Source organism: Vibrio sp. 2017_1457_13, assembly GCF_030851525.1.
GTDB classification, from domain to species: domain Bacteria; phylum Pseudomonadota; class Gammaproteobacteria; order Enterobacterales; family Vibrionaceae; genus Vibrio; species Vibrio metschnikovii.
Genome location: NZ_VHTA01000002.1, coordinates 66,127 through 77,993, shown reverse-complemented (window position 1 = coordinate 77,993; position 11,867 = coordinate 66,127). Strand labels below are relative to the sequence as shown.

8 protein-coding genes are annotated in these 11,867 nt (G+C 43.7%); 7 read left to right on the top strand and 1 reads right to left on the bottom strand.

Features of this window, described 5'->3' with window-relative positions:
• Positions 1 to 6 precede the first annotated feature (6 nt).
• The 6 genes from FKN88_RS02910 to FKN88_RS02885 all read left to right on the top strand — a co-directional run bounded on the left by FKN88_RS02910 (position 7) and on the right by FKN88_RS02885 (position 8,580).
• Complete coding sequence (locus FKN88_RS02910; RefSeq protein ID WP_187984796.1) at positions 7 to 1,641, top strand: FGGY-family carbohydrate kinase; 1,635 nt, start codon at positions 7 to 9, stop codon at positions 1,639 to 1,641.
• Between the two features lie 486 nt (positions 1,642 to 2,127).
• Positions 2,128 to 3,114, top strand: coding sequence for an inositol 2-dehydrogenase (gene iolG / locus FKN88_RS02905; RefSeq protein WP_154171084.1), 987 nt, complete (start codon positions 2,128 to 2,130; stop codon positions 3,112 to 3,114).
• A 94-nt stretch (positions 3,115 to 3,208) separates the two neighbouring features.
• Entirely contained in the window at positions 3,209 to 4,915 is a 1,707-nt protein-coding gene (locus FKN88_RS02900; RefSeq protein WP_040905021.1) for a solute:sodium symporter family transporter, read from the top strand.
• Positions 4,916 to 5,018: 103 nt separating this feature from the next.
• A complete protein-coding gene (locus tag FKN88_RS02895) occupies positions 5,019 to 6,878 on the top strand; it encodes a DUF294 nucleotidyltransferase-like domain-containing protein (RefSeq protein ID WP_306687202.1) in 1,860 nt (619 codons plus the stop codon).
• On the top strand, positions 6,875 to 7,588 hold the full coding sequence (locus FKN88_RS02890) for an exonuclease domain-containing protein (RefSeq protein ID WP_154171082.1): 714 nt from the start codon (positions 6,875 to 6,877) through the stop codon (positions 7,586 to 7,588). Before FKN88_RS02895 ends, FKN88_RS02890 begins: the two co-directional genes overlap by 4 nt.
• Before the next feature lie 155 nt (positions 7,589 to 7,743).
• Complete coding sequence (locus tag FKN88_RS02885) at positions 7,744 to 8,580, top strand: MurR/RpiR family transcriptional regulator (RefSeq protein ID WP_004396389.1); 837 nt, start codon at positions 7,744 to 7,746, stop codon at positions 8,578 to 8,580.
• A gap of 76 nt (positions 8,581 to 8,656) precedes the next feature.
• On the opposite strand, the gene iolB is transcribed toward FKN88_RS02885, so the two are convergent.
• Positions 8,657 to 9,481 (bottom strand): 5-deoxy-glucuronate isomerase, encoded by an 825-nt coding sequence (gene iolB / locus FKN88_RS02880; protein WP_170905500.1) that lies wholly within the window; start codon positions 9,479 to 9,481, stop codon positions 8,657 to 8,659.
• Between the two features lie 366 nt (positions 9,482 to 9,847).
• On the opposite strand from iolB, the gene iolD reads away from it, so the two are divergent.
• Positions 9,848 to 11,779 carry a 3D-(3,5/4)-trihydroxycyclohexane-1,2-dione acylhydrolase (decyclizing) gene (iolD, locus tag FKN88_RS02875; RefSeq protein WP_238925716.1) on the top strand — a complete coding sequence of 644 codons (1,932 nt, stop codon included), beginning with the start codon at positions 9,848 to 9,850 and terminating at the stop codon, positions 11,777 to 11,779.
• Positions 11,780 to 11,867 lie beyond the last annotated feature (88 nt).

Here is an 11,867-nt window from a genome sequence, read left to right as displayed (position 1 = left end):
AAATCTATGAGTATTTATTTTATCGGCGTTGATGTAGGCAGTGGTAGCGCACGAGCTGGGGTATTTGATGCCAATGGACATAAAGTAGGTGAAGCGAAACGCGATACGCTTATGTTTAAGCCACAAGCCGATTTTGTTGAACAATCGTCGGAAGATATTTGGCAGTCGGTGTGCTTGGCGGTGAAAGATGCGGTCTCTCAGGCCAATATCGACCCGATTCAAGTCAAAGGGATAGGGTTTGATGCAACCTGTTCTCTGGTGGTGTTGGACCCACATGGTCAACCTTTAACCGTGAGCCCAACGGGGCGTAGTGAACAGAACATTATCATGTGGATGGATCATCGAGCCATCGTTCAAGCCGATCGCATTAATAAAACAGAACATCCTGTGCTGGCTTATGTGGGGAATCGGATTTCACCTGAGATGCAAACCCCAAAGTTACTCTGGCTAAAGCAAAACATGCCGAATACTTGGTCAAAAGCGGGGTATTTTTTTGATTTACCGGATTTTTTAACTTGGAAAGCTACCTTTGATGATAGTCGTTCATTGTGTTCAACCGTCTGTAAGTGGACCTATCTGGGCCATGAAGGTCGATGGGATAAAAGCTTTTTCAAAGAAGTGGGTCTTGATGATTTACTCGACAGTAATGCGAAAGTGATTGGCGAACGTATTTTGCCAATGGGGCAACCAGTAGGAAATGGGTTAACCGCTCATGCGGCTTCAGATCTCGGTTTAGTGGCTGGAACGGCCGTTGCGACCTCCATCATTGATGCCCATGCGGGGGGAATTGGTGTTTTAGGTGCGGCAGGAATGACAGGGGATAAAGCGGATTTTAATAAGCGGTTAGCCTTAATTGGTGGCACTTCCTCTTGTCACATGACCGTTTCAAAAACCGCTCGATTTATTGATGGGGTATGGGGAGCTTACTACAGCGCCATGATCCCGGGGTACTGGTTAAATGAAGGCGGTCAGTCTGCAACCGGCGCTTTAATTGATCATGTGATTACTTCTCATCCACTGTATGACAGTGTCAAGATACAAGCGGGTAAAGTAGGAAAAACGGTCTACCAGTTGTTAAATGATCGTTTGCTGAGTTTAGCGGGCAGCAAAGACAACATTGCCTTTCTGACCAAAGACATTCACGTACTGCCCTATTTTCATGGCAATCGTTCACCGCGAGCTAATGCGCATCTCACGGGGACCGTTACTGGATTAAAAATGTCCCAAACCATGGATGATATGGCATTACTGTATTTGGCAACTATTCAGGGAATCGCTTTGGGAACTCGTCATATTATCGAAGTCATGAACCGCTCAGGCTACGAAATTGATACTATCATGGCTTGTGGGGGAGGTACCAAGAACAGTATTTTTCTGCAAGAACATGCGAACGCGACAGGATGTATTTTTTTGTTACCAGAAGAGAGTGAAGCTGTCATTCTTGGCTCCGCAATGTTAGGAGCCGTGGCCGCCGGGTTTTATAGTGACATTCCAGATGCCATGAATGCGATGAGTCGTATCAGTAAAAGTGTGACGCCACAGACCGAAAAAATTAAGCATTTCTATGATATGAAATACACTATTTTCCACAAAATGTATGAGGATGACATGGAATATAAACGGCTAATGACAGATTTCTAATCCATTTGCACTAGAAGCGTGAAGTGTCACCAATGAACGAAAGCCACAAAGAGAAGCGCGATCATATTGTGGCTTTTTTGTTCGAGATCGTTCGGAAATGCGCGCGGTTTTTAGTTGATATGAAATATTTATTTCATATCATTCCCTATTCTGTGAAGAAAGTAATAAAAAGCCTTTATATATCAATAATGTTTCTATTTTGTTGATCAATGTTCTTCAATTCCTCTCATATTATCCTTAATGAATACAGCCTCAAGGCTCATGGTGAGCAAAAATGTTGCGATACTCTCAATTCTCAAAAACAAAATAAAAATTTCATTTTAAATTATTGTGGAATTATTTTTTCGTTGCTATGGTGTGTTTGTTATTAACAAGAACTCATTGTTTCCATTCCGCTCATTAATGAAGTGAGAAAGCCAACACTCGTTATGCGGTAAAGCTTCAATGAAAAGATCATAAAAACATCCTGTAGAAGGAGAGTACCCTATGTATAACATTGCTTTGTTTGGCGCTGGTAGAATTGGACAAGTTCACGCCGTCAATATCGCTGAACATAAAGAAACCAACCTCTACTCTGTCATTGACCCTTATGGTGATGGTGCATCAAAACTGGCCGATAAATATGGCGCTAACATTCAAACCACAGAACAAGCTCTGGCTGATCCCAATGTCCATGGGGTGCTGATTGCCTCTGCGACGGATACCCATGCAGAGTTGATTGAACTGGCTGCACGAGCTGGGAAAGCTATTTTTTGTGAGAAACCTGTCCATTTAGATATTGAACGAGTCCGTGAATGTTTAGCCATTGTCAAAGAGCATCAGGTTCCTCTCTTTGTCGGATTTAATCGCCGTTATGATCCACAGTTTCGAAAAGTGCGTGAACAACTGAGTGCGGGTGTCATTGGTAAAGCGGAGTCACTGCTGATCACTTCCCGCGATCCATCGCCACCTCCTGCTCAATATGTCAAAGTTTCTGGTGGCATGTTCCGAGATATGACGATTCATGACTTTGATATGGCTCGTTTTATCATGGGAGAAGATCCTGTCTCTATTTATGCACAAGGCAGTAATCTTGTCGATCCTGAAATTGGTCAAGCGGGGGATATTGATACCGCATTCATCGTGATGAAATTCCCATCAGGGGCGATGGCGACGATTACCAATAGCCGTCGCTCTGGTTACGGTTACGATCAACGTATTGAACTGCATGGCGAAAAAGGTTTACTGCGCGCTAATAATATCCATGAAGATGTGGTGGAAGTTTGGGGCGAACAAGGCTGTCTGGCCGCAAAACCTGAACACTTCTTCTTACAGCGTTATGAAAAAGCGTATCGCGCAGAATGGCAGCACTTTGTGGATGTGTTATCTGGCCGAGCGAAGCCTGAATGCAGTGGTTATGATGGTGAGCAAGCATTATTGCTCGCGGATAAAGCGTTGGAATCACTGCACTCAGGACGTGAAATTACACTGTAAATCGTCATTAGCCTTCGCTAATCAGGTTGGCTAATTTATCGCCCAGCATGGAGATATAAAGGTGCTGGGCGTAATAAAAGCTTTTGGAGGAACCATGCTCGCTTTTATTTCATTTATCGGTTTTACGCTGTTCGTTGCGGGATTTGCCTACTATAAAACTCACAACGCACACCTTACTGATTCAACAGAAGGATATTTTCTCGGCGGTCGGTCGTTAACTGGGGTTTATATTGGCGGATCCATGTTGCTGATGAACCTCTCTACAGAACACCTCGTCGGACTCAATGGCTTATCTTTTCGTACTGGTTTTATTGTCATGGCATGGGAAGTGATGGCAGCCATGACCATCGTTCTTTTTGCGATTTTCTTTCTACCGCGTTATCTAAAACTGGGTATTTCGACCATTCCTGAATACTTAGAAAAGCGGTTTGATAAACAAACGCTGACCATTACGTCGATTCTATTCTTAGCCATGTATGTCATTTCACTCCTACCTATTGTGCTTTATACCGGTGCGATCGCTTTGGAAAGTTTGTTCCAAGTATCTAATGTATTTAGTGTCGATAAAGATACCGCTTTATGGCTAATGGTTTGGGGTGTGGGTACGATAGGGGCCATTTATGCTGTTTTTGGTGGCATTAAAGCGATTGCAGTAGCCGATACTATCAATGGTGTTGGGTTAATTACTGGCGGCTTGATGGTCACGTTGTTCGCTCTGGCTTATGTGGGCAATGGTGATATTTGGGGCGGCTTAGTGGAAGTCTATCAAGCTCACCCAGAAAAATTTAACTCGATTGGTTCTGAAGATTCGATGGTGCCATTTTCGACCTTATTTACTGGGTTGATCGTCTCCAATATGTTCTTCTGGTGTACCAATCAGTCCATTGTACAAAAAGCCTTGGGGGCGAAGAACCTAGCAGAAGGACAAAAAGGAGTACTGCTTTGTGCTTTCTTTAAACTGATGATTCCAAGTATTATTATTTTACCCGGTATTATTGCCTTCCATGTTTTCAGTGGGCAGATGGATAACCCTGACCATGCTTATCCTAGCCTTGTACAATTGGTTCTACCGGAAATGTTGGTCGGTTTCTTCGCTGCAGTGGTAGTGGGCGCGGTATTCTCTACCTTTAGTGGCGGGTTAAACTCTTCGGTGACCCTATTTACCGTCAATATTTTCCAAAAATCGCTTAAACCTGATGCAACGGAAGCACAAACGGTGTCACTTGGGAAATGGCTAGGGCTAAGCTTAGCGTTAATCTCTATGATTGTGGCCCCCTTAGTTGCCAACGCACCAGATGGCCTGTTCTATCTTATCCAGCAGTTACAAGGTTTGTTTAACTCGCCGATTCTCAGTGTGGTACTGGTCGGGTTATTGACCAAACATGTTCCCGCCATTGCCGCTAAACTTGGGCTACTTTTTGGTGTGTCAGCCTATATTCTGTTTAACTTTGTTTTCCAAGTAGACATCCACTTCTTCCACCTTGTTGGGTTATTATTTGTTGCCAACGTTGTCTTTATGTTGACGGTTGGGTATTTCTATCCTCAGGAAGATCATGAAGATGTTTATACCGAACAAGTAGATATTACGCCTTGGTCTATGACACCTGCGGTGGCGGTATTGATTACGCTAGCTTCAGTCTCTATGTATGTTTTTTTAGCGCATAATGTGCCAACTTGGATCATGACTGGATACTATTTATTGGCTATGGGTTCACTGGGGTATGTCTTCTGGATCATTTTCCGTGAGTTAATGCGTAGTCCACGAGCCAAAATGATCAAAGCTCAGAAAGACGCTCAATAGTGACAAGTTTTTACCTTGCCGCTTACTAGAGTGAAATACGTATACCGCTCAATCTTTTCGCAAAAGGATTGAGCGATTTTCATTGATAGAAATAGGCTCTGCGATGGAACGTTCACTTTTACCTAATATTGTTAGTTATCTCTCTTCGGTTGATCCCTTTGAGCGATTAGGAACACAAGAGCAAGAAGCCCTAGCGGCGGCAGTGGATATTCTCTATTTAAAGCAAGGCAAACCGCTTGCTGGAGAGCATATTGTCGGGCAGGGATTGTACCTTGTGCGAACAGGCGCGGTAGAGCAATGCCACGCGGATGGAACCTTGCGGGCTCGACTCGCAGATGGTGATCTGTTCGGTTTTAGCCAGTTGTATCGTACGGGTGAGTGTGATTACCAGCTAGTGGCGTTAGAAAATACGTTACTGTATCGCATTCCGAAAAGGGTTCTGTTACAGCTCATGCAAGATAACCCCGCGGTTAGAAATCACTTCTCTTCCAAAGAATCGGTGCGTTTGGCTCATTCCAGTGTGAAATGGGCCGGTGAGGAAATGCTCTATTTAAAACGTGTCAAAGAGGTGATGAATCGTAGTGTGGCAAAAGTCCATTCCGATACTCTGGTACAAGAAGCGGCACAAATTATGGTCAATAGTCACCGTTCCAGTGCGTTAGTGATGGATAATGATCAATTAGTCGGTGTGGTCACTGACAGAGATATGACCAAAAGAGTCATTGCGGCAGGGTTAATGTTAAATACGCCCATCAGTCAAATTATGACTCAACATCCTCAAACCATTCAGTCTGATGCTTTGTTGCTTGAAGCGATGGAAATGATGATGTTACACAATGTACGAAGCTTGCCAGTGTTGGAAGGGGAGCAGGTTGTCGGGGTATTAACCGCCACCAGTTTGACAGAAAAAAGCCATGTTCATGCGGTGTTTCTGATCAGCCGAATTTACCGGCAGGAGTCTTTGATTGAGCTAGTGAGTCTGGTTCCTCAACGACAAGCTGTATTTGATGCATTACTCTCTGCCAGTGTTGCCCCCACCATTATCCAGCAGATGATGACCTTGATCGCCGATGCCTTTAATAAACGGCTACTGCAATTGGCTGAGCGTGAATTTGGCCCACCTCCGATGGAATATGCTTGGTTTGCCGCCGGATCTCAGGCTCGCCAAGAGATGCATTTAAATTCCGATCAAGATAACGGCATCATATTGGCCAGAGAAGCCAACCATGATGAGCAAGCTTATTTTCACAAATTAGCACAGTTTGTTTGCCATGGGCTTGATGCCTGTGGTTATCCATTTTGCCCAGGAGAAATGATGGCGAATCAGGCTCGCTGGTGTGTCTCTTTAGAGCAATGGCAAAAAAACTTCAGGCAATGGGTGGTATTGCCTGAACCTCAGTCATTGCTCGATATCAGCGTATTTCTGGACATGCGTTTTTTATACGGAGCAAAACCTTTGGTTGAGGCACTTAACCAAACCTTGCTGACTTGTGTCCGAGGAAACCAGCGCTTTCTTTCTATTATGGTGGCAAACTCTTTGCGTGTTAGTCCGCCACTAGGCCTGTTTCGTCAATTTGTGTTAACCAAAGATGGGGATAATCGCCAAGTGCTTAATATTAAACAGCAAGCGGTGAATTTACTTATTGAGTTAGCGCGAATTTATGCCTTAAATGCAGGGTGTTTTGCACCGGAAACGCACAAAAGATTAGCGTGTGCGGCAAAACTTGGGGTGATCAGCCATGGCAGCAAGCAAGAGCTACAAGAAGCGTTGAACTTTATCAATCAAGTTCGCTTTCACCATCAAGGTGAACAAGTACAACACGGGCAACCCCTGAATAATCAGGTAGCGCCGGGTGAGTTGACGGCATTTGAACGTAGCCATCTTAAAGATGCATTTCGAATTATTGCTCGTTATCAAGAGGCGGCGAAACAACGGTATCATGCAGGAGGGCGCTTACGGTGATAAAGCATTGGTTTCGTCGTCAACACCCGCTCAGCAATAGTGATAAGTTACGATGTCATGCTTTGGCGCGATCTCGAATTCCGTCTCATTGCCTGCCACTTTTTAAGAAACCGTACCCTGATCCTAATACCCCGTTATCGCAGTTAAAGTGTGTGGTGTTAGACTTTGAAACCTCAGGGCTCAATCCAAGGCAAGATGAAATTTTATCGGTAGGGATGATCAACATTCATTACCCGGTGATGTCTCTTGCCACGGCTCAGCATTATTATGTTGAGTCTGAGCACTGTATTGAGGCAGAAACAGCGGTCGTTAACCATATCGTACCGGAAACATTGCTCGGAGGCATTTCACGTCATGAGCTGATTGAATGTTTGGTCGAAAGTTTAAGCGGGAAAGTGGTGATTGCTCATGGTGCTGAAATTGAGAAGCAGTTTTTACGTCAGTTGCTATCGCTAGAAGATTCACTCCCTTTACCCCTGATCTTTTTAGATACGATGCGATTAGAACGCTCGCTTATTAAGTATCGAGGGATAATGTATCCTGATTTACGATTGGCTCATATTCGAGAACAGAAAGGGTTGCCTCCTTATCTCGCGCATAATGCTTTTGCCGATGTAGTGGCTACTGGCGAGTTGTTTCTGGCGTTGGTCGAGGAAATTTGTGAAGATCAAACACCGTGTTTGGGACCTTTGGTATTGCGTTCATTATGATGAATGCATATTGCTGTCAGCTCTCTTGAAAAATGAACGCTACAAAATCGTGTTTGGTCTAAATTTTTTACTTTATTCGTATAAAAACAGAAAAAAAATTTCATTGTTGTTTTATTTTGAATAAGATTGTCTAAAAGAGATGATGGAGTGTTGGAATGTTATCGGCAACAACCTTAAGTGAATTAGAAGATCAAATCCGTACTCGTTATGGTGAACTCAGCAAAAGATTGCAACAAGTGGCTGCTTATGTTTTAGATAATAAAAACAGTGTCGCTTTTGAAACGGTTTCCGCCATTGCTGAGCAAGCGAATGTTCCACCGTCAACCTTGATCCGCTTTGCCAATGCGTTTGGTTACAGTGGCTTTAATGAAATGAAACAACTATTTCGCAGTAATTTATTAGAAGAGACGTCCAGTTATACGGATCGTGTTCGGTTATTGAAAGAAATGGAAGGGGATACCACGCCACCAGAACGCCCGATGGATATTCTACAAGAGTTTGCACGAGCAAATAGCAATGCTATGCATCAGTTAGCGGCGCAAACCCCGGTTGAATATTTGGATAGCGCGGTTGAGATTCTCGCTCAGGCAAAGAATATCTATGTGGTGGGTTTAGGTCGTTCATTTTCTGTTTCATCGTATCTTGTTTATGCATTGCGCCACTTAAACAAGCGTGCTTTCCTCATTGATGGATTGGGGGGCATGTTTAAAGAGCAGATGAGTACCATTGAAGAAAATGATGTATTGATTGTGATTAGCTTCTCACCCTATGCAAAAGAAACGACTGCAATCAGTGAATCATTAGTCGGTTCTGCGATTCAGCAAATTATCATTACCGATAGTCAAATTAGCCCATTAGCCTCATCGAGTGATGTCTGTTTTGTGGTGAAAGAAGCAAAGGTGGATGCATTTCGCTCTCAAGCCGCTTCCTTGTGTTTAGCTCAAACTCTTGCTGTATCGCTCGCTTTTCATGATTCTGCAAACAAAGAGTAAGTAGCGGATTTATCCTTAGCATAAAAAACGTCAGCAATCAGTGCTGACGTTTTTATATAACAATCAAAATACCCAACTAAGCATGTTTGGCCTTATAAACCGGACCATTGACCCATTCATGGTCTGGCTCCCAAGTGAAGCACCATTTTCTTGAAGGGCCAGCCATGACATTTAAGTAATAGTTATCGTAACCGGCAATGGTCGCTACAGGGTGATAACCTTTTGGTGCTTTGACCACATCTTTATCATAAACCGCCATCGATTCATCTAAAGATCGATCATCGGTATAAACACGCTGCAAGCAGAAACCTTGGCTAGGGTTAAGGCGATGGTAGTAAGTTTCTTCTAAATACGTTTCATGAGGTTCGTTAGATTGATCGTGCTTATGGCTTGGATAGGAACTAGTGCAACCTTCATCAGTAAAGACTTCCACGACCAATAAGCTATCTGCGGGTACATCATCAGGTAATATGTTATGTACATAGCGTCGGTTATTACCTTGGCCTCGTGCTTCAGCTTGGATATCTTTTGGTGTAATTAACCGAGTGGCATAGGTTCCTTTACCCGGTGCTTTACAGACGGCCAATTCTAGTGGCGTTAATGCTTCAACCTCACAACCTTCCTGAGCGGAAACATAAACAGCGTATGGTTTTTTTCGTTCAAAAGGGTTCATCCGCTCGCCGATGTTTTCAAAAATCGCTGTTTCTGTTCTTATGCTTGCTTTGCCCGCGACCAGAACTAAGCAAAGTTCATTACTTGATGCAGGTAGAACCAGTTTTTGCCCTGTTTTCAATTCATAAACTTCAAATCCGACATATTCCCAGCCTGCATTCTCAGGGGTTATTTTTTGCGTACACCCTATTTTATCTGGCGCTTTATACTTTGATAATAGTGTAGACATGCGATGTTCCTCAGTGGTTAGCAAGCCCATTTCCCCAGCGTATTCACGTTATCTAGGTGTGGTTTGTTCTTCATGACTTGCTTCTGGTTGAAATGAGTTTAAGTTTTCAATTATTCATGTTATGAAATAAATGTTTCAATTTCAAGGTGAGTTCATGAGAAAAACTCGGCGACATTAAGAAATTTACGTTTAATTTTGACAATTGTACTCCGATCACAAAAGTCAAATTTATTCCAAATATAAATTGAAATGAAATTTATATTTCATATAGTGATTTCAAGAAATAACAGGATTGCGGTAAGTCACGAGAACAGTGATGGAACAGTATCAATGCTTCTCTTAGCGAATTTTGGAGATGATCGGGTGATGAAGACAATAAGAATGACAACAGCGCAGGCGCTGGTCAAATTTATGAACCAACAATACGTTGAGTTTGATGGTCAGCAGCATAAGTTTATTCATGGTGTACTAACGATTTTTGGTCATGGCAATGTAGTAGGGCTTGGGCAAGCGTTAGAACAAGATTCAGGAGATTTGATTGTTCACCAAGGGTGTAATGAACAAGGAATGGCACATATTGCAATGGGGTTTGCTAAACAGCATAAACGCAAGAAAATTTATGCCGTGACTTCATCCGTTGGCCCCGGTGCTGCCAATATGATCACCGCGGCAGCAACGGCAACCGCAAACCGAATTCCTGTACTCTTCTTACCGGGTGACATTTTTGCTTGTCGGCAACCAGATCCGGTGCTTCAACAAGTTGAGCAATATTATGATGCTTCAATCAGCACCAATGATTGCTTTAAACCCGTTTCTCGTTATTGGGATCGTATCAATCGCCCTGAGCAATTGATGTCTGCGATGATTCATGCCATGCGCGTTTTGACCGACCCTGCTGATACAGGAGCCGTCACCATCTGTTTACCCCAAGATGTACAAGGGGAAGCGTATGATTTCCCAGAATATTTCTTTAAAAAAAGAGTACATCGTATTGATCGCCGACCTGCGACTGACGCCATGATCGATGAGGCGGTTCGCTTAATCATGACGAAGAAAAAACCACTACTTATCTGTGGCGGTGGGGTTCGATATTCAGAAGCTCACGAAGCATTTCGTCAATTTGCCGAAACCTTCCATATTCCTTTTGGTGAAACACAGGCAGGAAAAAGCGCCATTGTGTGTGATCATGCCCTTAATTTAGGAGGCATTGGTACCACGGGCGGTTTGGCTGCTAACCTCATTGCGAAAGAAGCCGACTTGGTGATTGGAGTAGGTACCCGATTTACCGATTTTACCACGGCTTCTAAATCATTATTTCAACATCCAGACGTCGATTTTTTAACCATCAATGTGTCGGAATTTGATGCCTGTAAGCTTGATGCTACTGCGGTGGTCGCGGATGCAAAATCAGCCCTTGGGGCGATGGCAAGCCACTTAATTCAGGCTGGCTACACCAGTGGTTATCACAATGAGATCAAGCAAGCGAAATCACTGTGGCGAGAAGAAGTCGCGCGTTTGTTTGCTACACAAATAGGGCAAGAATACCAACCGGAGGTGGAAGGGCATTTTGATGATGAATTGCGTGAGTATCGAGACGCTCTCAATACTGAGTTAACGCAAACCCGTGTTTTAGGTTTGTTGGATCAACACTTAGAAGATGATGCGATTGTGGTCGGGGCCGCAGGTTCGTTACCGGGTGATTTACAACGGCTATGGCAACCGAAAGTACCTGATACCTACCATATGGAGTATGGTTTCTCCTGTATGGGATATGAAATTGGGGCTGCCGTGGGGGCGAAGATCGCTTGTCCTGATCAACCCGTTTATACCTTATTAGGTGATGGCTCTTACATGATGCTGCATTCTGAATTACAAACCTCTATTCAAGAAGGGGTGAAGATCAACGTAATTTTGTTTGATAATGCCGCTTTTGGGTGTATCAATAATTTACAAATGAGCCAAGGGATGGGGAGTTTTGGAACGGAAAACCGCTTTCGAGATCCGAAAACAAACACGTTGACCGGGCCACTAGTTCCGGTGGATTTTGCTATGAACGCCGAAAGTTATGGATGTCGAGCCTATCGAGTTTACAACGAAGAGCAACTGATCAGTGCGCTTGAAGAGGCAAAAAAACAGACGGTATCGACCCTGATTGATATCAAAGTGTTACCCAAAACCATGACCCATGGTTATGAAGCTTGGTGGCGCTGTGGTACTGCTCAAGTGGCCGATAAACCAGAGATTGAGCAAGCCGCGAATGACATTAAGCAAGTATTAACGACAGCCCGTCAGTATTAAACGGATAATACGAAACCACCCCCCGATTTCCCACCACGAAATGTGGTGGGCTTTTTCACTTCCATTTTTCTGTTTTGACTCCCGTCTA

Coding starts and splice junctions, on each gene's coding strand:
- FKN88_RS02900 (WP_040905021.1), top strand. CDS start 3,209: ATGCTCGCTTTTATTTCATTTATCGGTTTTACGCTGTTCGTTGCGGGA.
- FKN88_RS02910 (WP_187984796.1), top strand. CDS start 7: ATGAGTATTTATTTTATCGGCGTTGATGTAGGCAGTGGTAGCGCACGA.
- iolB (WP_170905500.1), bottom strand. CDS start 9,481: ATGTCTACACTATTATCAAAGTATAAAGCGCCAGATAAAATAGGGTGT.
- iolG (WP_154171084.1), top strand. CDS start 2,128: ATGTATAACATTGCTTTGTTTGGCGCTGGTAGAATTGGACAAGTTCAC.
- FKN88_RS02895 (WP_306687202.1), top strand. CDS start 5,019: ATGGAACGTTCACTTTTACCTAATATTGTTAGTTATCTCTCTTCGGTT.
- iolD (WP_238925716.1), top strand. CDS start 9,848: ATGAAGACAATAAGAATGACAACAGCGCAGGCGCTGGTCAAATTTATG.
- FKN88_RS02885 (WP_004396389.1), top strand. CDS start 7,744: ATGTTATCGGCAACAACCTTAAGTGAATTAGAAGATCAAATCCGTACT.